This window comes from Streptococcus sp. X13SY08, assembly GCF_001182825.2.
Lineage (GTDB): Bacteria > Bacillota > Bacilli > Lactobacillales > Streptococcaceae > Streptococcus.
On the sequence record NZ_LFYO02000003.1, the window covers coordinates 159,733 to 181,207 of the forward strand.

Here is a 21,475-nt window from a genome sequence, read left to right on the forward strand (position 1 = left end):
TGGTGAATCGGTTATTCTTCGCGTTTGCGGAAGAAAGTGAGACAGCTCATGAGGAAGAGACCGAGAAGGCTGATGAGGCTTCCACTGTTTGAGCCCGTACTTGGGAGAGTTTTGTCGCTTGTAGCAGTAGCAGTAGCAGTTTTACCAGTTTGATAAGACATGTTTTGAACAGTTGCTTGCTTACCAGCTTGATTTGCTTGGTCGCTTGGCACTGGGGTTGCTTTTGACTCTTCAGGTTTCACGTAGCTAAAGCGGTAGTCGCCGAAACCTTCTGTTTCAGCTGATGGTGCGATATGGAGAATATCTTTGTAAGCGCCAGTCAAGTCTTTAGCTTTATCAGCGAAGTACCAGTTGTTATCCGCAGATGGGTTGATGGTTTTTTCTGCCAAGATATAATTGATGATGACTTGACGGTTTTCAAGCCCCAAAAGACGGTTAACAGTCGCATTGAACACACCTGGGAATTTTCCACTTGCGCGATAATTATTGGTTACAACGATAAATTCTTGGTCTGGAGTGACTTCTTTTCCTTGATATTTGAGGTTACGAACACGGCTAGCACCTGCATTGACCAATTTTCCGTCTTTATCGTATTTGTTTGGTTGAGTAATATCAAACTCATACGTCACGCCGTCAATCACATCAAAATTATAGGTGCGATACTCTGTGTTGATCATGTTTTGTGGGTCTTTGCTTGTTGGGTCGATAGTATTGAACTGCCCAGCAGACATTTCCAACCATTCTTTCAAATCAGCTCCAGTTACTTTGAGAATAGCAGTAACGTTGTCATAGAGGTAGAGATCCGCTACGTTTTTGATCGCAATTGGACCAGCAGGACTGTCTGTGTAAGCTGTTGCGTCACCGCGTGTTCCTGCTTTGAATGGAGCTGCTGCAGAGAGAATTGGCAAATTAGCTTCAGGAGTGCCTTTTAATTCTTGTTCGGCATACCAGATTTGCGCTTTGTTGACGATTTGGATGGATCATCTTTGACAAGGGCAAAATAGCTAGTGATTGGTGCAGTAGTTGTGCCGACTTGTTCACGGCTTGCCGTTCATGCGGGTCAAGCCGAGATCGATAATGCCGAGGCGATCGCCGTATTTACCAGCCATAGTGACGGGTGTGCCAGTGATGAGACCATTGACACCATCTACATCCTTGTATTTTTCATAGAAACCAGCACCTTTTCCTGATGGGAATTCTGCGTGAGAATGTTCTGTGATGACTGCATCCACGCCATCAATACCAGCGATTTGGTAACCGACCTTTTCTTCGCCGACTTCATAAACGTCATCACCGATACCAGAGTGAGAGAGGACAAGGATGATATCTGCGCCAGCTTTTTGAATATCAGGAATCACTGCTTTTACGGCTTCGACAGGATCAATGATGGATTTATAGGTGCCAAGTGGTGTTCCTTGGATCGTATCGCCGTTATCAACCAAAAGAGTATTTGGGTTTTCTGCTTTAGCTTTATCAATCAGGACAGCAGTTTTTGCCAAACCAATATTTTGAGATGGTTTATCTTGGTAATAATCGTAATTCACTAAGTTGGTGTGGAGATCGGTTGTGGATAAGATTCGGACATCCACTGTGTCTCCTTCTTGAGGCAAGACTGGGCTTGCGTTTAGGGCTGTAGTAGCATCTGTTGCAGCTTCGTTTGTTGCAGTACTTGTTACAGGTGTTTCAACTTGGCTTGCCACAGGGGTGGTGGTTGTGGTTGCGAGACTTGTTTCCTCGGCTTCCACCAAACTAGCAGAAGCTAGAACAGCGGCAAACATGGTCAAAAGCATGGTGTTTTTCTGAAGTGAATGTTTAGACATATAGTTCTCCTCTAAAAAGATTTTGGGCATACATTATACACTAAGAAACCCTTTTCATCAATAACTTTTTTAAAAAAACGAACATTAGAGAGTTAAATGACTGAAATTTGAATTTTCTAATAGTTTTTGTGGAAGTCGCTTGTGGGTTTTAGGAACTTGTAAATGAGGGAAGAGTGGAGTTGGAATAGTTAAAGAAATAGAGTGGTCTAAGTGTCCATTTTTTGCTATACTAATTAAAAAAGAAATGGGGGTATCTTATGATTTGGTCTATGATTGTTGGTCTGATTATCGGTGCAGTAGCTGGAGCAATTACTAACCGTGAGTCGATGGGGTGCATCACAAAAATGCTAGCAGGTTTGGTTGGCTCTTCTGTCGGTCAAAGTCTCTTTGGCTTCTGGGGTCCGTCTCTAGCGGGTATGGCGCTAATTCCGTCTATTATTGGTGCTGTTATTGTCATTGCAGTAGTGGATTATTTCTTTGGAAAAGGTCGTCGTTAAATGAGCATAAAGAAAACGAGTTAGTATTCCAACTCGTTTTTTATATTAGTCAAAATGAATAGGTGCTGGATCGTATGGAGTGGTTGGATCGTAGGGATTGGGTTGAAGTTCTGCTTTTTTCACATCTTAAATGGTCTTAGTACCAGCCAGCTGCATGGTCATTTTCAATTCATCATTGATTTTTTCAAAAACCTGACGAGCGCCTTCGCTACCACCAGCAGCTAAGCCGCAGAGGACGGGGGGACCAATAGCTACCAAGTCAGCGCCAGAAACTAGAGCTTTAAAGACGTGTTGACCACGACGAACACCTGAGTCAAAAACGATTGGTACACGTTTGTTCACCACCTCCGCGATGCCTTTCAAGGTATCAAATGAGTCTGGGCCGCCATCCAATGCAAATTGCGCATCTTCGACAGATTGAATCCCCCTTGACATATACAGGAAGACCTGAGTACTCTTTGATAAAGGCCACATCCTCTGGAGACAAGTCCTGTTTAGCAGATTGGTAGACGGATCCGATGGTTTGATGACCATCTGAGTGCAAAAACTCGTCAACAATCGGCATGCCAAATGGGAAGGTAAAGTGGTTGCGTTTGTCCACTTCACGGTTTCCGGCAACAGTCGGCATGCCAAATGGGACGGTAAAGTGGTTGCGTTTGTCCACTTCACGGTTTCCGGCAACAGTCGCGTCAGCTGTCAAGACGATAGCTTTTGCGCCTTGCTCTTTGACACGGTCCATGATTTTCTTGTTAATCTCATTGTCCTTGCTGAAGTAAAATTGGAACCAAAGTGGACTGCCTTCTAGTGCCTCTCCAATAGCTGGCAAATCCGTAGAAGAATAAGAAGAAACGGTATAAATAGAGCCAAATTCTTTGGTCGCTTTCGCGCTAGCTATTTCGCCTGCTTCATTAACTAATTTGTGAGAGGCAATCGGAGCCATGATAATGGGTGAAGTCAGCTGATCGCCGTAAATCTCTGTGCTGGTATCCGGTTTGTCGAAACCTCGCAGTGTTTTTGGCAAGACCAGTTGGTGGTTAAATGCGCGTGTATTTTCATAGAGGGTAAAGAGATCGCCTGCCCCACTAGCAATATAGCCGAAGGCTCCCTTAGGGATGATTTCCTGCGCCATTTTTTCTAGGTCATAGACATTGTTAAAATCAACAAGACCTTCACGGGTACTAGTTTTGAATTCCATAGTCATCTTCCTTTCTCTTTTTTTGAGAATATGCAGATTATTTTCTAAATATCATTAAATATATGGAAAAAAACGAGCAGTTCTTCAACTCGTTTTTTGTTTTATAGATTGTCAATCCAGTATCGTAGCATGTAATCTCCGTCGCTTTTATCAAAGCGAGTGTCTTCGTAGACACCGCCGTTAGCTAGAATCGTTTTTTTGGGAACCAATATTCCAATCGGCAGCAGTGATGAGGACACGGTCGATTCCTAACTTTTTAGCTTCTTCAAGTGCCAGTCGGAGCTGCTCGGTCGCGTAGCCTTTTCTCCGCTCACTCGGTTTGATAGAATAGCCGATATGACCAGCAGTGTTGAGCAAGAAATCTTGGTTAGTATCGTGACGGATATTACAGATGCCCACCATGGCTTGGTCACTTTGACGAATGCACAAAAAGGTGCTGGATGGTGAACGTCCAGTGTCAACAGTGGTGTAGGATGACGCTTTTTCCAAATGTGTTAGCCATTCCTCTATGTCCTCGATTTCTTCTAGACGACTTCCGCCATAGAGATGTTGACCAATGAAGGCTTGTTTATAGGTTAAAATTTGTTCTTTGTAATCTAGACTAGGTCTGACGAGCAGTAAAGTCTCCATTTTTTTCATAGGAATCCTCCAAGGTTTTTTAGGATTATCTCATAAGCTAGAAATATTGTCAAAAGTCTTTTTTATCCTTACCCAAAAGGGGTAGAATGTGGTAAAATAGTGAGGATACGTGGTTTTGTGCAAAGTTGAGTGGAGCAGATTTGTTCGATTGAATTTTGTGGAAAACACGTAGAAAAAAATTATTTTGAGGAGTCTTTCAATGACCAAACAAGTATTTGAAACAGTCTTTGCGGGTCGCAAATTGGTGGTCGAAACAGGCCAAGTGGCTAAGCAAGCAAATGGCGCGGTAGTCGTTCGTTATGGCGACAGTACCGTTTTGACAGCGGCTGTGATGTCTAAAAAAAAGGCGACGGGTGATTTCTTCCCGCTTCAAGTTAACTATGAAGAAAAAATGTACGCTGCTGGGAAATTCCCGGGTGGTTGGATGAAACGTGAAGGTCGTCCATCGACGGATGCGACCTTGACTGCCCGTCTGATTGACCGTCCGATCCGACCAATGTTTGCGGAAGGTTTCCGCAATGAAGTGCAAGTGATTAACACAGTTCTTTCCTACGATGCGGATGCTTCAGCACCGATGGCAGCCATGTTTGGTTCATCTCTTGCCCTTGCCATTTCAGATATTCCATTTAATGGTCCAATCGCAGGTGTGCAAATGGGTTATGTGGATGGAGAACTCATCATCAACCCAGACCAAGCACAAACTCAAGCTTCGCTATTGGAACTAACTGTAGCGGGGAACAAAGATGCCATCAACATGGTAGAATCTGGCGCTAAAGAATTGTCAGAAGAAATTATGTTGGAAGCTCTTTTGAAAGGTCATGCGGCCATTCAAGAACTCCTGGAATTCCAAAACCAAATCGTAGCAGCAGTCGGCAAGGAAAAAGCAGAAGTCGAACTCTTGCAAGTAGATCCGGAGCTCCAAGCTGAAATCAACGAAAAATACTACGCTGACTTGGCACGTGCGGTTCAAGTTGAAGAAAAATTAGCGCGTGAAGATGCGACAAATGCAGTACGTGAGCAAGTCTTTGGTGAATACACGGCTCGCTTTGCAGAAGATCCAGAATTTGACCGCATCTACCGTGAAGTGACAGAAATCTTGGAACAAATGGAGCACGCGGAAGTGCGCCGCCTTATCACAGAAGATAAGGTTCGTCCTGATGGTCGTCGTGTGGATGAAATCCGTCCATTGGCAGCAGAAGTGGACTTCTTGCCAAAGGTGCATGGCTCAGGCCTCTTCACTCGTGGACAAACCCAAGCCTTGTCTGTCTTGACTTTGGCACCGATGGGGGAAACTCAAATTATCGATGGCCTCGATGATGAATATAAAAAACGCTTCTTGCACCACTACAACTTCCCACAGTATTCAGTGGGTTCAACAGGTCGTTATGGTGCGCCAGGTCGTCGTGAAATCGGTCACGGTGCCCTTGGTGAGCGCGCTCTTGAGCAAGTGTTGCCAAGCTTGGAAGAATTCCCATATGCTATTCGTTTGGTAGCAGAAGTATTGGAATCAAACGGTTCATCTTCACAGGCTTCTATCACAGCTGGTACTTTGGCTCTCATGGCTGGTGGTGTACCGATTAAAGCGCCTGTAGCGGGTATTGCCATGGGTCTGATTTCAGATGGTACAAATTACACAGTTTTGACAGATATTCAAGGTCTTGAGGACCACTTTGGCGACATGGACTTCAAGGTTGCGGGGACTCGCGAAGGAATTACAGCCCTCCAAATGGACATCAAGATTGACGGTATTACACCACAAATCTTGGAAGAAGCCTTAGCGCAGGCCAAGAAAGCTCGTTTTGAAATCTTGGATGTCATCCACGACGCTATTCCAGAAGTTCGTCCTGATTTGGCGCCAACTGCTCCGAAAATTGACACCATCAAGATTGATGTGGACAAGATTAAAGTGGTTATTGGTAAAGGTGGCGAAACCATTGATAAGATTATTGCTGAAACTGGCGTGAAAATTGACATCGATGAAGAAGGAAATGTAGCCATCTACTCTAGCGATCGCGATGCCATTGAACGTGCTAAAGAAATCATTGGCAACTTGGTGCGTGAAGCCAAAGTTGGTGAAGTCTACAAGGCAAAAGTCGTTCGTATCGAGAAATTTGGTGCCTTTGTCAATCTCTTTGAGAAGACAGATGCCTTGGTACATATCTCTGAAATGGCTTGGGGGCGTACAAATAGTGTCGAAGACTTAGTTGAAATCGGCGATGAAGTTGATGTGAAAATCATGAAAATTGACGAAAAAGGTCGTGTGGATGCTTCTATGAAAGCTCTTCTTCCAAAACCAGAAGGTATTTCTGAAGAGTCAGAGAAAAAAGAACGCTCAGACCGTCCACGTCGTCATCATGACAAACAGGATCGTCATGAAAAACGTGAGAAAAAAGAAACAAAGGACTTTGGGGAATTCAAAATTCACAAGGTAGAAAAATAAGACAGGTTGAGGCTATGGACGCAAGTCCCAGCCTTTTCCAATAGTGGGACAAGATAGAGAAAGGCAAGATATGGGTTGGTGGAAAGAAACGATTGCCATCGTCAAGGAAAATGATCCTGCGGCGCGGACGACGCTGGAGGTGCTTTTGACCTACCCTGGTGTCAAGGCTCTGGCTGCCCACCGCTTGTCTCATTTTCTATGGAATCATGGGTTGAAACTCTTGGCACGTATGCATGGTCAATTCTGGCGTTTTTGGACCCAGATTGAAATCCATCCTGGCGCCCAGATTGCGGCTGGCGTCTTCATAGACCATGGGGGAGGTCTCGTCATTGGGGAGACAACTGTCATTGAAAAAGGGGTCATGCTCTATCATGGAGTGACCCTTGGTGGTAGTGGCAAAGACACAAGAAAACGCCATCCGACTATTCGGGAAGGGGCGCTCATTTCCGCTCATTCGCAGGTCATTGGTCCTGTAGAAGTTGGTGCGCGTGCCAAGGTTGGTGCAGCAGCGGTAGTAGTGGCAGACGTTCCAGCAGATGTAACAGTTGTTGGTATTCCTGCTAAGGTGGTCCGTGTTCACGGCAAAAAAGATGACTTGGTCATCCACCAAATAGAAGAAGAACGCGATACTCGTTACTATACTTCTAAATTGGAAGAAATGCGCGAAGCCAGTCATCACTCATCGCATTTGTGAGGGGGAGCTATGCTTGCTTGGAATAGTGTCTCAATTAGAAAGTGAAAATATGTTTGATTTTTATGAGAAACATAAACCAGTGAGCTTGGGAACTCTCTTTTTAGATCTGGTATTTGTTCCGACAACTTTTCAAGCCAATTGGATGGCAGCAGCTGCAACGGGTCTGGCGACGCTTGTTTTAGGTGGTTATTTGTAGAAAAAATATAAAGGAGGAGAGAGCTGAGCATGATTAAAATTTATGACACGATGACGCGGAGTCTACGTGAGTTTATTCCACTTGAAGAGGGAAAGGTCAAGATGTATGTCTGTGGGCCGACAGTTTATAACTATATCCATGTAGGAAATGGACGTTCAGCAGTGGCTTTTGATACGGTACGCCGTTATTTGGAATACCGCGGCTTTGACGTGACCTATGTGTCTAATTTCACCGATGTAGATGATAAGATTATCAAGGCTGCGGCAAAAGCTGGGCTTTCCACCAAGGAATTATCGGACAAGTTTATCGCGGCATTTATGGAAGATACAGCCGCCTTGGGGGTCAAACCGGCTAGCAAAAATCCTCGTGTCATTGATTACATGGATGAGATTATTGCTTTTGTGGCGGATTTGGTGGAAAAAGGCTTCGCTTACGAGTCGGAGGGCGATGTTTATTTCCGTGTGGAAAAGTCAACTGACTATGCCAAATTAGCCAATAAAACACTGGAAGACTTGGTCATCGGTGCATCTGGACGGACAGATGAGGAAACAGCGCGCAAGGAAAATCCAGTGGATTTTGCTCTCTGGAAATCAGCTAAAGAGGGTGAAGTATCGTGGAATAGTCCGTGGGGCAAAGGTCGTCCTGGTTGGCATATTGAATGTTCGGTCATGGCGACAGAGCTGTTGGGAGATACCATTGATATTCATGGTGGAGGAGCCGATTTGGAGTTTCCGCACCACATCAATGAAATTGCCCAGTCTGAAGCCAAAACTGGTCATAAATTTGTCAATTACTGGATGCATAACGGTTTTGTCAATGTGGAAAACGAGAAAATGTCTAAGTCTTTGGGGAATTTTGTGACGGTTCACGATGCTTTAAAGACTGTTGATGGGCAGGTTTTACGATTCTTCCTTGCGACACAACATTACCGCAAGCCTCTGAACTTCACGGGAAAAGCTGTCCATGATGCTCAGACCAATCTCAAATACCTGAAAAATACCTTTGAACAACCTTTTACGGAATCGGCAGATATGGACCTTTTCCAAGAATTTGTGGCTAAATTCCAAGCGGCTATGGATGAAGATTTTAATACGGCTAATGGGATTACGGTGGTCTTTGAATTGGCTAAATGGATCAATTCGGGCAACTACAATCAAGAAATAAAGGATGGATTGGCCGCTATATTGGAAGTTTTTGGCATTGTATTTGTTGAAGAAGTCTTGGATAGTCAGATTGAGGAATTGATTGCGGAGCGTCAAGCTGCGCGTGCTAATCGTGATTTTGCCACTGCTGACCGCATTCGGGATGAATTGGCATCGCAAGGCATCAAATTATTGGATACCAAGGATGGCGTGAGGTGGACGCGTGACTAAGTTAGTGGATGTAAACTTAATCAACGGAATTGCCTTGGCTTTTGAAGGGGACGCGGTCTATTCACTCTATGTGCGCCGTCATTTGATTTTCCAAGGGCAAACAAAGCCCAATCAGCTGCACCGTCTGGCCACTCGATATGTGTCGGCAAAGGCTCCAAGCGTGGGCGGAATGCCACTAGCCATACCAAAGCCAAAAATACGGACATTATCACCTACAAGATGTCAACAGGCTTTGAAGCGGTCATGGGCTATCTGCACATGACGGACCAAATTGAGCGACTGGAAGAGTTGATTGAGTGGTCTATCGCAAAGGTTGAAGAAGATAAGTAAAAAGCACCCACGGGTGCTTTAGGGTGAAGTCCGGTTTGCTAGATTTCATAAGCTGATCATGGGAAAGCTGCTGGATAGGATTCCCGTCCAAGATAGCAGAGCAGGCAAAGTCATAATGGTCATGGTTGTTTTTAGTGGTGATGGTCAGTTTGTGTCCATCTACCAACTGCAATTGGATCTTGTCAAACTGTGGGATGCCCAGTTTGTAGCTACCATCTCCTGGGCAAAGGGGATAGAATCCCAGGCAGGAGAGGATGTATCAGGCCGCCATGCTGCCGTTATCTTCATCGCCTGTAAAGGCTTGAAATCCTGTCTCGAAGGCTTGGTTGCGCAGCTTTTTAACCAAAAGACTGGTGTACTCCGAAGGTAGTCTGTGCCATCTCGCTCATTTCGTGGATTTCGTAGCCATAATTGTGGGGCTGGAAGGTAGCTGGTTGGTTGACTAGCTTGATGAGATAGTCCGTAAAGATGGATTTACCACCCATGAGTTCTCTTAAACGTCTATATCATGAAAGACAGACAGAGTGGCTTGGATGGCAGAGCATTCTGCGTAATCTTTTCCCCATGCGTGGGAGTCAAATGGCTCGGTAAACCGTCCATTTTTATCTTTGGCGCGAATGGAGCCCGTTTCCTTGTCAAAGAGTGCCTGATAACCTAAGCTTGCTTTAGCATAGCATTCTGCAATTTCTTTTTGCCCAAGGTGGTCAGCGACTTGACTGATGGCCCAATCACTGTAGGCATAATCGAGACTATGGCTGACACTTTCGCGGTGGTGAGCAGGCAGGTATCCCCAAACTTGATAATCCAAATTCCCATGTCGACCGTAGCGTCCACTTGAATCATAAGCTTGGCTAGTCTTGACATAGCTTCTAAGAGTTGAGGCATGAGGTGGCGACCGATTCCCTTCTGACAACGGTCGGCGATGACACCATCTACCAGAGTTCCGGGCATGATTCCACGTTCGTCAGGCGCTAGCCATTTAGGTAAAAATCCTGTGTCCTTATAGTGTTGGAGAATCCCTTCTAAGAATTGTTCCAGATAGTCGGGATAGAGGATGGATAGGAGCGGGTAGCTGCTGCGGAAAGTGTCCCAGTAGCCATTGTTTGTGAAGAAAATGCCGGGCGTTGCTGTGCTGCTTATCGTATCAAAATGAATGCTATTTCCGTCTTCATCTTTCTCATAAAATGTCTGCGGGAAGAGCAAGCAACGATAAAGACAGTGATAAAAAAGGTCTTTTTGTTTGTCGTGTTTGCGGTCGAAAATGGCAACGCGACCGAGCAAGTGATCCCAAGTTTCTTGGGTCTTTTTTTGTGTCGTCAGAAAATCATCTTGCTGCTCCAAATTCATTGTCGCTTGCTCTAGACTGATAAAGGAAGTAACGAGCTGGCAAGACAGGCTAGGTGCGTCAAAATCCACTCGGATATGCAGGTCATTTCCATCCACTTTCTGCTCAATCGGTACAACTTGCTCCTCGATTAACTGACTGAAGCCGGTAATGGCGTGGTCAAAACGGATGTGAATATAGATGGCAAAGTTGTCAGATTGGGTCTCTGTTGCGTTGTAAAGAGTTACTCCGATTTCATAATCGCTGATTTGCTGGTAGATAGCACGGTCTGGCGCATAAAGTACAAGTCCAAGAGATTGACTGAAGTCGGATGCCATTTCTAAACTTGCTCCGTAGAGGCTAGGCGCCAGACGGCTGGTTAGGTTGTAACGATTGGAATGGAGTTGCAGGAGGTCTGGTCGAAAAATAGCAGAGCTCATATCATAGCTGGACTGATGATGAAAGACTGTGTCGCGCTGCAATTTTCCAGGAAAAGGCGTCAAGAGGAGATGGGAAAAATCTCCAACCCAAGGACTGGCTTGATGAGTCAAGCGAAATCCTTGATAAACGGGCTCATAAGGATTTAACCACCAAGAACCATTTTGATCCGTCGTTTGAGGAGCAAAGTAATTCATGCCAAAGGGATGTCCAGTCAAGGGTAGGGTATTGCCGTTTGAAAAAGCGTGTGAATTGTAAGTGCCGTATCGGGTGTCAATTTCCGTCACTAAAGAAGTTGGGAGTGAGAACATAGAATCTCCTTTGTACATAGTTTCTACTTCTTATTATAGTCAAAAACGGATGGAAAAAAATAGGTCAAAAGTGAGAAGCTAGATTTGTGTAGAAAGGTGTTTAGTTTGTGTATAGGATTTGACAAAAAAGTCTTTTAAACTAAGATTAGCAAATAGTATCCATTAGAATCTAGGAGAGACCTATGTTATACACAAAAGAAAAAATGCAGTCATGGCTTGAGATGATTGTAGAAAAAACCAAGGACCATCCTGCGTGGGGAAAGGTATTTGAGACTTGTTTCACAGATGCCTTGGATGAAACCATGACCATTTTGGAGGACGGTACGACCTTCGTCTTGACGGGGGATATTCCGGCTATGTGGTTACGGGATTCAACTGCCCAAGCGAAACCTTATTTGACGCTAGCTAAGGAAGATGATCGCTTGCGTCAAACCTTGCTGGGGCTGATTGGGCGGGGCACCACGAGACAGATCATTCGGATTTGACAGGCTGGATTTGGGAGCGTAAGTATGAAGTGGATTCGCTCCGTTATCCCTTGCAATTGGCCTACCTCTTGTGGAAAAAAACGGGAGAAACTAGTCAATTTAATCAGACCTTTTTTGAAGCAGCACAGCGTATTGTGTGCGTCTGGACAGTGGAGCAAAACCACGAAAACTCACCCTATACCTTTGTGCGAGACACAGATCTCGCGGAAGACACTCTGGTGAATGACGGCCGCGGACCTGCTTGTGCCTATACTGGGATGATCTGGTCAGCTTTTCGTCCTAGTGATGATGCCTGTATTTACCCTTACTTGGTGCCGTTTAATATGTTTGCGGTAGTGGTGTTGGGTTACTTGGTAGAGATTATTGATAGCCTCTTTTCGGATCAACATGCTGAGTTAGCTGATGACGCATTGCATTTAAGAGAAGAAATCAATCAGGGGATTAAAGAATTTGGCTTGACCAAAAATGCGGCTGGAGAAATCATTTTTGCTTTTGAGGTGGATGGCTTGGGCAATGCCTCCGTTATGGATGACCCAAATGTACCTAGCCTCCTTGCAGCGCCTTATTTAGGCTACTGTGACATAGATGATCCTATCTATCAAGCGACTCGCCGAACCAATTTGAGTTCTGAAAACCCATATTACTACGAAGGAAAATTTGCCAAAGGTCTGGGCAGTAGCCATACCTTCTATCGCTATATTTGGCCAATTGCCTTGTCTATTCAGGGGCTAACGACGGATTCTAAAAAGGAAAAAGCAGAGCTTTTGGGTCTCATGATAGCTTGTGATGGTGGTACGGGTGTCATGCATGAAAGTTTCCATGTGGATGATCCAAATCTCTATTCACGGGAATGGTTTTCTTGGGCCAATATGATGTTTTGCGAGTTGGTCTTGGATTACTACGATTTAAATGATAATTGATTGAAAATCTTAGAAAGAGAGTAAATATGGCAAAAGAAACAGTTCATGTTCTGTCCCACAGTCACTGGGATCGCGAATGGTATTTGCCTGTGGAAGAGCACCGCATGCGTTTGGTGGAGCTTTTTGATGACTTATTTGAACTTTTTGAAACCGATCCAGAATTCAAATCCGTTCACTTGGATGGGCAAACCATTGTCTTAGAGGATTATCTAGAAATTCGCCCACAAAACCGAGATAAATTAAAGAAATACATTGATGAGGGACGTTTGGTTATCGGATCTTTCTATATCCTGCAGGATGCCTATCTCATAACCGGGGAAGCTCATGTGCGCAATGCCTTGATTGGACATATAGACAGTCAAAAATGGGGAAAAGCGCCGAAAATTGGCTACTACCCCGATACATTTGGCAATGTGGGTCAGGTGCCACAACTGATGCAACAGGCTGGGATTGACGTGTCTTTATTCGGTCGTGGTGTCAAACCAGTTGGCTTTGACAATCAGGTCTTATCAGATGATAAATTCCAGTCCTCCTTTTCGGAAATGAATTGGCAGGGCGCAGATGGTAGTCAGGTTCTAGGGATTCTTTTTGCCAACTGGTACAGTAATGGCAATGAAATTCCTGCCAAAAAAGCGATCAGCCTCGGGGCGTTGGACTATTTGGTCAAACCCATCAATAAAAAAGAATTGGCACAGATCTTGTTGCGCGTCAGTACAGAAGAAATGAATCAAGAGAATCAGCATCAACGATGGCGAGAAGTTGTCAGGGGAAGAGAGGAACTAGCTACTTTACTAACTGTTGACCAGCCACTCTATTTGCTGGCAGAAGCGGCACCTGTGACGGATCAGTTTACTATTGAGCGCATGATTGGTCAACAAAGTTTCTACTTTTATTTCCTTCCTCAATTGCCTCATCAATCGGTATTTTTTGTAGAAGAAATAGATGCGACCAGCCGCATGGATGTCGTCGTTGATAAGATTGAGCGGAAATTGTTCTACGGTCATATTCCAAAGAAATTGCAGGCAACGACGAGAGCTTTTTACCAAGAATTGCTCCCCCATTTGGAATCAGGACAAGTACATCGTTTGGAACAAGCTTTGCCAGACATAGTTGAAAAATTGCAGAGCGCAGCTCCAGCTGTCTATTTGACCAAGCAATTATTCAACCAGATTATGACGGATGTCTATCATCGCTTCAAGCAATTAGAGCGCAGCCGCTTGGAAGACTACTTCCAAAAAATCGAAAGTAGCCAAGACTTACAAACACTTCTGACTGTCACGCTCAGTCATTTACTTGACATTCGCGAGAGACATCAGTATAGTCATCATGTAGAAGAAGTTTTGGACATCATCAAGCGAGAATACCAGACAGAGTTGACCCTCAAGGAAGTTAGCGATCGTCTCTTTCTCAATACGGTTTATCTAGGTCAAATTATCAAGAAGGAAACGGGGGCTACCTTTGCGGAATTGCTCAATCGTAAACGCATCAAGATGGCTCAACAACTTTTGGTCACAGGTGATTATGGAATCGAAGAAATCTGTTTCCGAGTTGGTTACACGAATATCGGCTACTTCTACAAAATATTTAAACGTTTCTGTGGATAATCTCCTAAATCCTATCGTCAGAAGATGGGGTATTTGAGCCTGAAAACGCCAAAGGACTAAGACTATGAAACAAACTATACGCGATTGGTTCCCTAATGGGGAGCTACTTGCGACCGCACGACACCAAGAAGGAAAAATCAATCTTCCCCTGTCAGAACACGGTTTTTGGCAGGTGGATGAAATTGATTTAACGGAGCGCGAACGCTTTTTAGTATCACTTTTTCGTGAACATCACACACCGCAAGAAGCGACTAACCCTTGGCAAGTTTATTTGATGACAGGTCGAGGGGAAATGCCGCAGGACGTGACCCGTTTGCAATTTCTTCATGCTCGTCTCTGGACGCAGGCGGATGGGACGACTATCAAAGAATGGCTCGAAATGATGGCCCAACTCTTGCCTCATCAAGTTGCACATTTTCAGCTAAATCAGCGGGACCATATCTTTGTTCTTGATCAAGGGCAATTGCTGGACGTCAAAGAAGTTTTGGTGGATACCATTGAAGCCATGGAGTTTGACTTTGGTCTACGTATGACCCTCTTTCTGGGACAAATCTGGGCTCGAGTTCAGGACCTTCCCCGCCTCTTTCAGGCAGAGCTTGATTGGTTTGACAAATGGCAGAGTTTCTATCAGTCTTCAACTGTCTTAACTTTTAGTCAGCTCTTTTTATGGGGACAGGCACAAGCTAGCAAAGACTTTGACTATTTAGCACAAACCCTGAGCGCTATGATTATGTCACAAGATCAATTGGATGAGATTATCTTGGCTTTGTGGAAAGAAGGAGCAGTCTTAACGAAAGCTGCCCAACGCCTCTATATTCATCGCAATACACTTCAGTATCGTTTGGACAGATGGCATGAAATCAGTGGTTTACAACTCAAAGAATTAACCGATTTGTCACTCTGTTATAACTTGATTTTGTCGGATTTGTTTTAATATAAAAGACTTTTGGGCAAGTTGCACAAAAGTCTTTTTATTTTTGGTCAACTTGACAAAGACAAAGCAAGCGCTTTCGTTTATACTGTAATAGAATAAAGAAAGTGAGGAATGAACATGGTTCAATTGAATCTTAAAAACATTTATAAAAAATATCCAAACAGCGAGCATTACTCTGTAGAAAACTTCAACTTGGATATCAAAGACAAAGAATTTATCGTTTTCGTAGGTCCTTCAGGATGTGGGAAGTCAACAACTCTTCGTATGATTGCCGGTCTAGAAGACATCACAGAAGGTGAAATCTATATTGATGATTCTCTCATGAACGACGTGGCTCCAAAAGACCGTGATATCGCCATGGTATTCCAAAACTACGCTTTGTACCCACACATGACTGTTTATGATAACATGGCATTTGGTCTTAAATTGCGTAAATACAGCAAAAGCGAAATCAAACAACGTGTAGAAGAAGCCGCTGAAATCCTTGGTTTGACAGAATTCTTAGAACGCAAACCAGCCGACCTTTCAGGTGGTCAACGTCAACGTGTTGCCATGGGTCGTGCCATCGTTCGTGATGCAAAAGTATTCTTGATGGATGAGCCACTCTCTAACTTGGATGCTAAATTGCGTGTATCCATGCGTACAGAAATTGCTAAAATCCACCGCCGTATCGGTGCCACTATTATCTACGTAACGCATGACCAAACAGAAGCTATGACACTTGCTGACCGTATCGTTATAATGAGCGCTACTAAAAATGACGCAGGTACTGGTACCATCGGTCGCGTAGAACAAATCGGTACACCAGAAGAACTCTACAACTCACCAGTTAATAAATTTGTTGCAAGCTTCATCGGTAGCCCAGCAATGAACTTCTTCCCAGTCACTCTTCAAGGATATCAACGCATCTGCCTTAGAATTGGAAGCATACCCAGAGAGTGTTGTAACAGCTGAGGTGGTGGTATCTGAATTGCTCGGTGCAGAAACAATGCTCTACAGCCGTGTTGGCGATACAGAATTTGTTTCTCGTGTTGATGCGCGTGACTTCCACAATCCAGGTGAATTGGTTCGTCTTGCCTTCAATCTCAACAAAGCTCACTTCTTCGATGATGTGACAAGTGCAACCATTGTTTAATCAACAAAATCTATCAAAAGGTGAATCCTTCCTGTTTTTAGAAACAGAAAAGATTCCCTTTTTCTTGTCTATAGGGTTATGAAAATAAAATAGTATTTTTGAATAGGAAGGAAATAATATGTTTCAATTTCCGAAAAATTCTTACTGGGGTAGCTCAACCTCTGGACCGCAGACAGAGGGTCGTCTGGAGGGTGACGGAAAAGGGGATAACGACTGGGACTACTGGTTTTCTATTGAACCTTATCGTTTCCACAATGAAATCGGACCTAGTCAGACCTCGACTTTTTACCAACATTACAGAGATGACATTGAGCTGTTAGAAAAGACGGGGCACAATGCTTTTCGTACCTCTATTCAATGGTCTCGATTAATTCCCGAGGGACGCGGTGCGGTCAATCCAAAAGCCATTGCCTTTTACCGGGATGTATTTGAGCGAATTCGTCAGAAGGGAATTCGTCTCTTGGTTAATCTCTACCATTTTGACTTACCTTTTGCTCTGCAAAAAGAAGGGGGCTGGGAAAACCGTGCAACCGTCGATGCCTATGTGGACTATGCCCGCCTGCGTTTCCAAGAATTTGGTGATTTAGTAGATGACTGGATTACCTTCAATGAGCCTATTGTTCCGGTCGAATGTGGTTATCTCTATAATTATCACTATCCAAACAAGGTTGATACTAAGGCGGCTGTTCAGGTGGCTTATCATACCCAACTAGCCTCATCGCTTGCTGTTAAGGCTTGCCACGAATTATTACCAAATCAGAAGATTGGGATTGTTCTTAATTTCACACCCGCTTATCCCCGTAGTCAGCATCCAGCTGATCTCAAGGCTGCGCGCGTAGCGGAGCTCTTCCAAGCTAAGTCTTTCTTGGATCCATCGGTTAAGGGAGTTTATCCAAAAGAGTTGATCGACATTCTCAAAAAGCATGATCTCATGCCAACCTATACCCAATCGGAACTTGCGGATATTAAGGAAAATACGGTCGATTGTTTGGGGATCAATTATTATCAACCTTTACGGGTCATGGCGCCTAAGTATGCGCCAAATCCGGATGCTCCATTTTTACCAGACTGTTATTATGAGCACTATGATATGCCGGGACGTAAGATCAATCCTCGCCGTGGTTGGGAGATCTATAGGCAGGGCATTTACGACATTGCGCAAAATATTAAAGAAGAATATGGGAATATTGAGTGGATTTTGACGGAAAATGGTATGGGCGTTGAAGGCGAAGAAAAGTTTGCCCAAAATGGCACTATCCAAGACGATTATCGCATTGACTTTGTCAAAAATCACCTGATTCAACTCCACCGTGCTATAGAAGATGGTGCCAACTGTAAAGGTTATTTAATCTGGACCTTCATTGATTGCTGGTCATGGCTCAATAGCTATAAAAACTGTTATGGTTTGGTCGAATTGGATTTAGAAACTCAAGAACGACGCATCAAAAAATCAGGTTACTGGTTTAAAGAACTCAGCCAGCAGAATGGTTTTGAATAAGAAAAAATGGACTTCTAGCAGGGCTAGGGGTCCATTATTGATTTTCCGGATAATCGTGGTAGAAATCCACTTTTAGCTGAATGAAAGTTTCCATATCGTGGAGAAGTTGAAAGAGGGTCGCCCGCGTTTCAAATTCTTGTCTGGTTTGCGGCAGAGGTCGGTCACGGAATGCTTGGTGGAATAAGTCGATATCTTCCAGCAATTCCTTTCCAGAATTTTCTCGACTTAGTTGCTGAGCTGTTCGTTCGAAGAGGCTGGCTAGAATGATGGATTCACGACCTTCTAGTAGGCAGTGATTGATATGTTGGGCCATCTGGCGCAAAATTTTATTTTGCGAACTCCGCATTTCAAAGTAGTGGACTTGGTAGTTGGTCTTGTTAAATACTTGGTTATGGCGATCACGATACACCACTTCCAAGGCTTCATGGAGGAGATCGTCTAGTTGGTTAATCAGAAGAGCTTCGTTGTGACCATCACCGTTGAGCAAAAAGGATTCGAATCGCAGGAGAATTTGTTTGAGTAAATCTTCTACCTGATCATGGTAGAGGGTAATGCGTTTTTCTTCTGATGGCATATAAAGGTTAGAAATGAGGGCCAACCCAGCACCAATCAGAAAAAGCGTCAGCTCATTTCCCAAAAAAGGCCATGAAATATCCCGTTCTAGCAAGAGATGAGTAACGAGGACGGTAGCAGGAGCAATACCAATCTCCCAACCGAAACGGTAGGCCAGCGGGATGTAGAGAGCCATGTAGAGGATGAGTGTCCAGGTATCAAAACCAAAAATGGCGAAAACCACAGCCGCAATGGCAAGTGCTAATAAGATTGAAAAAAGGCGTTCCACTGCAATCAAATAAGTTGATTTGCGCGTATCTAGAACGCTCAAAATAGCAATGATTCCAGCCGAAGTCGCATTTTGCAAACCAAGAAAATTGGCCAAATAAATGGATAAAATCGTCGCTAGAATCAATTTAACGGTCCGTTGTAAAATGGGCATGGCAATAGCAGTCTCCTTCCTCAAAATATTGTACCACATTTTAGGATGGGGACTTTAATCTATGCTATAATGAAAGCATGGAAAATAATGATATAGTATATGGCGTGCATGCTGTAGTGGAGAGCTTAGATGCTAATACAGGCAATAAACTCTACATTCAGGATGATTTGCGCGGTAAAAATGTAGAAAAAATTAAAAGTTTAGCAGCGGAAAAGAAAGTATCCATTTCTTGGACGCCTAAGAAAACCTTGTCAGAGATGACAGAAGGTGCAGTCCACCAAGGGTTTGTCTTGCGGGTTTCTGAATTTGCCTACGCAGAATTTGCGGATATTTTGGCCAAAGCGGAAGCTGAGGAAAATCCACTGATTCTCATTTTGGACGGGCTGACAGATCCTCATAATTTTGGTTCTATCTTGCGAACAGCTGACGCAACGCAGGTGGCAGGTATTATCATTCCTAAGCACCGTGCGGTTGGTGTGACGCCAGTTGTATCTAAGACCTCAACAGGCGCAGTGGCCCATGTTCCCATTGCTCGTGTGACCAATCTTAGCCAGACTCTGGATAAACTGAAAGAGGCTGGATTTTGGATTTTCGGAACCGATATGAATGGCACACCAAGTCACAAATGGAATACGGCTGGCAAATTGGCTTTGATTATTGGTAATGAAGGGAAAGGCATCTCTCCTAATATCAAGAAACAGGTGGATGAGATGGTGGCCATCCCGATGAAGGGGCATGTCCAAAGTCTCAACGCTAGTGTTGCAGCGGCGGTCCTTATGTATGAAGTATTTCGTCACAAAATCTAATCAAAGTTCAGGAAGGTGAGCCAGACTATGAAAGAAAAAATTCTCATTGTGGATGGCTACAACATGATTGCTTTCTGGCAGTCAACCAAACAAGCCTTCAAACAAGGAAAACTAGATCAAGCTAGGAATATTTTGCTCAATCAATTGTCCAATTACGCCTCTTTTGAAAATATCTAAGTCATTTGCGTTTTCGATGCTCAGCATGTACCGGGTCTGCGTCAGCGCTATGATGAATTTAATGTGACTGTGATTTTTACGGAAGAAGAGGAAACAGCAGACAGCTACATTGAACGCCTCAGTGCGGAGCTCAATACCTCTCAGCTAACGGTATCTGTCGCAACCAGTGATCTCAACGAACAATGGGCGGTCTTCTCACAGGGTGCCCTTCGGGTTTCCGCTAGAGAATTGGAACAGCGCGTATCGGCAGGGAAAAAAGAACTTAAGCGATTTGTGGACCGAGTTGATTTGTATACACCTCGACTTAATCCTTGGTCTGAGGGAAATTTTCAAGCTTTACAAGAAATGATGGAGAATATGAAAAATGACATTTAAGATACTGACGGATTCGACGGCTGACTTGCCGGAAAAATGGGTCCGAGAAAATGATGTAACGGTGATGGGTTTGGCCGTCCAACTTAACGATCAAACTTTTGAAACAGTCGGACCAGCACGACTAACGAGTGAAATTTTACTGCGCGAGATGGAAAAAGGTGCCCAGCCAAAAACCAGCCAAGTCAATGTGGGACAGTTTGAGGCAGTTTTTCAGGAAGCAGTTGATAAGGGAGAAGCAATTTTATATCTGGTCTTTTCATCAGCCTTATCAGGAACTTATCAAAGTGCAGTGATTGCGCGTGAATTGATTCGTGAAGAGCATCCAGAAGCAAAGATTCAAATCATTGATACCAAAGCAGCGACGATAGGAGAGGGCTATTTGGTTATGAAGGCAGCTGAGGCGCGTGCGGCTGGCAAAACGTTGGAAGAAACCATCCATGAAATCGTGCAGTTAGCGCCTTATCTTCACACCTATATGATTGTCGACGATTTGGAACATCTGGTACGTGGGGGTCGTCTATCCAAGGTGGCTGCCATGGTTGGTGGATTGATGAATATCAAACCCTTGATTTCCATCAATAGCGAAGGTCGTCTAGAGTCGATTGGAAAAATCCGTGGTCGCAAAAAAGGCGTGGCAGAAATGGTTGCTCGTACACTATCTGACCTCAATGATGACACTATTCTCATCGCTTATACTGGAGACCAACAAGCGGCCGAAGAATTGAAGGAACGTCTCCTCCAAGAAAGTGGAGTGGAACGAGTAATTGTTGCGCCTCTTGGTCCTGTTATTGCCGCTCACACGGGTAATAATATTTTGGCACTTCTCTCTATTGGAAAAAGCAGAAGATAAAAATAGAAGTAGTTGCAGTGCAGCTACTTTTTATGATGGTTTTAAGTCATTTAAAAGACAAAGGCAGTCACCTCAATAAAAAAGAGGAGCAATAGTTGAAGAACTTAAGAATGAAAGCATCGCGTGCGGGTAAGGATTTATCTCAGCAGGATTTAGCTGAACAAGTTGGGGTATCGCGTCAAACTATCGCTGCGGTGGAAAAAGGAGATTATAACCCTACTATCAACCTCTGTATTGCCATCTGTGAGGCTCTGGATGTTACCCTAGATCAGCTATTTTGGTAAGACTAGAAAAGAAATCGAATATGCAAGATAGCTCTGCTATTTCCCGAAAAAATCAAGCCAAAAGTCCTTGACTTTGGGCTTTTGTTTTGATATGATGATAAACGGTATTGTTTACCCCATTTGAAAGGCCCCGGAACCTTCCAAATACCTTCGATG

Annotated in this window: 14 protein-coding genes and 9 pseudogenes; 16 read left to right on the top strand and 7 right to left on the bottom strand. The window is 44.1% G+C overall.

The annotated features are described in order from the left end of the window. Positions 1-11 precede the first annotated feature (11 nt). Positions 12-1,820: pseudogene (locus AEX56_RS06470) on the bottom strand (5'-nucleotidase C-terminal domain-containing protein). Between the two features lie 257 nt (positions 1,821-2,077). On the opposite strand from AEX56_RS06470, the gene AEX56_RS06475 reads away from it, so the two are divergent. Then, positions 2,078-2,317, top strand: a complete 240-nt coding sequence (locus tag AEX56_RS06475; RefSeq protein WP_049618408.1) for a GlsB/YeaQ/YmgE family stress response membrane protein — start codon at positions 2,078-2,080, stop codon at positions 2,315-2,317. Between the two features lie 45 nt (positions 2,318-2,362). Here the strand turns inward: AEX56_RS06475 and AEX56_RS06480 are convergent. Both AEX56_RS06480 and AEX56_RS06485 read right to left on the bottom strand, forming a co-directional pair. Beyond that, positions 2,363-3,512 (bottom strand): annotated as a pseudogene (locus tag AEX56_RS06480) (alpha-hydroxy-acid oxidizing protein). Between the two features lie 101 nt (positions 3,513-3,613). Continuing rightward, positions 3,614-4,142 (bottom strand): annotated as a pseudogene (locus tag AEX56_RS06485) (GNAT family N-acetyltransferase). Positions 4,143-4,350: 208 nt separating this feature from the next. Here AEX56_RS06485 and pnp point away from each other — a divergent pair. The 5 genes and pseudogenes from pnp (at position 4,351) to AEX56_RS06510 (ending at position 9,184) form a co-directional block, all read left to right on the top strand. Then, positions 4,351-6,591 carry a polyribonucleotide nucleotidyltransferase gene (gene pnp, locus AEX56_RS06490; protein ID WP_049618409.1) on the top strand — a complete coding sequence of 747 codons (2,241 nt, stop codon included), beginning with the start codon at positions 4,351-4,353 and terminating at the stop codon, positions 6,589-6,591. A 70-nt stretch (positions 6,592-6,661) separates the two neighbouring features. After that, on the top strand, positions 6,662-7,285 hold the full coding sequence (cysE, locus tag AEX56_RS06495; protein ID WP_049618410.1) for a serine O-acetyltransferase: 624 nt from the start codon (positions 6,662-6,664) through the stop codon (positions 7,283-7,285). A gap of 25 nt (positions 7,286-7,310) precedes the next feature. Then, positions 7,311-7,481, top strand: a complete 171-nt coding sequence (locus AEX56_RS08585; RefSeq protein WP_160315181.1) for a hypothetical protein — start codon at positions 7,311-7,313, stop codon at positions 7,479-7,481. Between the two features lie 29 nt (positions 7,482-7,510). Then, entirely contained in the window at positions 7,511-8,854 is a 1,344-nt protein-coding gene (cysS, locus tag AEX56_RS06505) for a cysteine--tRNA ligase (RefSeq protein ID WP_049618412.1), read from the top strand. Further along, positions 8,847-9,184, top strand: a pseudogene (locus AEX56_RS06510) (Mini-ribonuclease 3). The gene cysS and the pseudogene AEX56_RS06510 overlap by 8 nt, the downstream one beginning before the upstream one ends. Here the strand turns inward: AEX56_RS06510 and AEX56_RS09095 are convergent. From AEX56_RS09095 to AEX56_RS06515, 3 genes and pseudogenes are all read right to left on the bottom strand, one after another. Then, positions 9,156-9,440, bottom strand: a complete 285-nt coding sequence (locus AEX56_RS09095; protein WP_330218259.1) for a glycoside hydrolase domain-containing protein — start codon at positions 9,438-9,440, stop codon at positions 9,156-9,158. The pseudogene AEX56_RS06510 and the gene AEX56_RS09095 overlap by 29 nt on opposite strands. Positions 9,441-9,522: 82 nt before the next feature. After that, positions 9,523-9,669 (bottom strand): hypothetical protein, encoded by a 147-nt coding sequence (locus AEX56_RS09100; RefSeq protein WP_236683016.1) that lies wholly within the window; start codon positions 9,667-9,669, stop codon positions 9,523-9,525. 8 nt (positions 9,670-9,677) lie between these two features. Beyond that, positions 9,678-11,275: pseudogene (locus tag AEX56_RS06515) on the bottom strand (GH92 family glycosyl hydrolase). Between the two features lie 164 nt (positions 11,276-11,439). Between AEX56_RS06515 and AEX56_RS06520 the strand changes: the two are divergent. The 6 genes and pseudogenes from AEX56_RS06520 (at position 11,440) to AEX56_RS06540 (ending at position 17,833) form a co-directional block, all read left to right on the top strand. Beyond that, positions 11,440-12,662, top strand: a pseudogene (locus AEX56_RS06520) (glycoside hydrolase family 125 protein). A gap of 26 nt (positions 12,663-12,688) precedes the next feature. Continuing rightward, positions 12,689-13,366: pseudogene (locus tag AEX56_RS09105) on the top strand (alpha-mannosidase); the annotation flags it as partial. 468 nt (positions 13,367-13,834) lie between these two features. Beyond that, the gene (locus AEX56_RS09110; RefSeq protein ID WP_236683028.1) at positions 13,835-14,266 is read left to right on the top strand and encodes a helix-turn-helix domain-containing protein; all 432 of its coding nucleotides are present in this window, start codon (positions 13,835-13,837) and stop codon (positions 14,264-14,266) included. A 64-nt stretch (positions 14,267-14,330) separates the two neighbouring features. Next, positions 14,331-15,200 carry a helix-turn-helix domain-containing protein gene (locus tag AEX56_RS06530; RefSeq protein ID WP_053093950.1) on the top strand — a complete coding sequence of 290 codons (870 nt, stop codon included), beginning with the start codon at positions 14,331-14,333 and terminating at the stop codon, positions 15,198-15,200. Between the two features lie 117 nt (positions 15,201-15,317). Beyond that, positions 15,318-16,335 (top strand): annotated as a pseudogene (locus tag AEX56_RS06535) (ABC transporter ATP-binding protein). Between the two features lie 118 nt (positions 16,336-16,453). Further along, positions 16,454-17,833 carry a glycoside hydrolase family 1 protein gene (locus AEX56_RS06540; RefSeq protein WP_049618413.1) on the top strand — a complete coding sequence of 460 codons (1,380 nt, stop codon included), beginning with the start codon at positions 16,454-16,456 and terminating at the stop codon, positions 17,831-17,833. 34 nt (positions 17,834-17,867) lie between these two features. On the opposite strand, the gene AEX56_RS06545 is transcribed toward AEX56_RS06540, so the two are convergent. Continuing rightward, complete coding sequence (locus AEX56_RS06545) at positions 17,868-18,827, bottom strand: aromatic acid exporter family protein (RefSeq protein ID WP_049618414.1); 960 nt, start codon at positions 18,825-18,827, stop codon at positions 17,868-17,870. Positions 18,828-18,904: 77 nt separating this feature from the next. Here AEX56_RS06545 and rlmB point away from each other — a divergent pair, with 77 nt between their 5' ends. The 4 genes and pseudogenes from rlmB to AEX56_RS06565 all read left to right on the top strand — a co-directional run bounded on the left by rlmB (position 18,905) and on the right by AEX56_RS06565 (position 21,319). After that, on the top strand, positions 18,905-19,633 hold the full coding sequence (gene rlmB / locus AEX56_RS06550) for a 23S rRNA (guanosine(2251)-2'-O)-methyltransferase RlmB (protein ID WP_049618415.1): 729 nt from the start codon (positions 18,905-18,907) through the stop codon (positions 19,631-19,633). Positions 19,634-19,660: 27 nt separating this feature from the next. Beyond that, positions 19,661-20,185 (top strand): annotated as a pseudogene (locus tag AEX56_RS06555) (NYN domain-containing protein). Further along, positions 20,175-21,035 (top strand): DegV family protein, encoded by an 861-nt coding sequence (locus AEX56_RS06560; RefSeq protein ID WP_049618416.1) that lies wholly within the window; start codon positions 20,175-20,177, stop codon positions 21,033-21,035. Before AEX56_RS06555 ends, AEX56_RS06560 begins: the two are co-directional and overlap by 11 nt. 95 nt (positions 21,036-21,130) lie before the next feature. Then, entirely contained in the window at positions 21,131-21,319 is a 189-nt protein-coding gene (locus tag AEX56_RS06565; RefSeq protein ID WP_049618417.1) for a helix-turn-helix transcriptional regulator, read from the top strand. Positions 21,320-21,475: the final 156 nt, after the last annotated feature.

What these genes read in the sequence shown, in the direction of transcription:
- AEX56_RS06475 (WP_049618408.1), top strand. Translation starts at nt 2,078, where the DNA reads ATGATTTGGTCTATGATTGTTGGTCTGATTATCGGTGCAGTAGCTGGA.
- pnp (WP_049618409.1), top strand. Translation starts at nt 4,351, where the DNA reads ATGACCAAACAAGTATTTGAAACAGTCTTTGCGGGTCGCAAATTGGTG.
- cysE (WP_049618410.1), top strand. Translation starts at nt 6,662, where the DNA reads ATGGGTTGGTGGAAAGAAACGATTGCCATCGTCAAGGAAAATGATCCT.
- cysS (WP_049618412.1), top strand. Translation starts at nt 7,511, where the DNA reads ATGATTAAAATTTATGACACGATGACGCGGAGTCTACGTGAGTTTATT.
- AEX56_RS09100 (WP_236683016.1), bottom strand. Translation starts at nt 9,669, where the DNA reads ATGGGTGGTAAATCCATCTTTACGGACTATCTCATCAAGCTAGTCAAC.
- AEX56_RS09110 (WP_236683028.1), top strand. Translation starts at nt 13,835, where the DNA reads ATGACGGATGTCTATCATCGCTTCAAGCAATTAGAGCGCAGCCGCTTG.
- AEX56_RS06530 (WP_053093950.1), top strand. Translation starts at nt 14,331, where the DNA reads ATGAAACAAACTATACGCGATTGGTTCCCTAATGGGGAGCTACTTGCG.
- AEX56_RS06540 (WP_049618413.1), top strand. Translation starts at nt 16,454, where the DNA reads ATGTTTCAATTTCCGAAAAATTCTTACTGGGGTAGCTCAACCTCTGGA.
- AEX56_RS06545 (WP_049618414.1), bottom strand. Translation starts at nt 18,827, where the DNA reads ATGCCCATTTTACAACGGACCGTTAAATTGATTCTAGCGACGATTTTA.
- rlmB (WP_049618415.1), top strand. Translation starts at nt 18,905, where the DNA reads ATGGAAAATAATGATATAGTATATGGCGTGCATGCTGTAGTGGAGAGC.
- AEX56_RS06560 (WP_049618416.1), top strand. Translation starts at nt 20,175, where the DNA reads ATGACATTTAAGATACTGACGGATTCGACGGCTGACTTGCCGGAAAAA.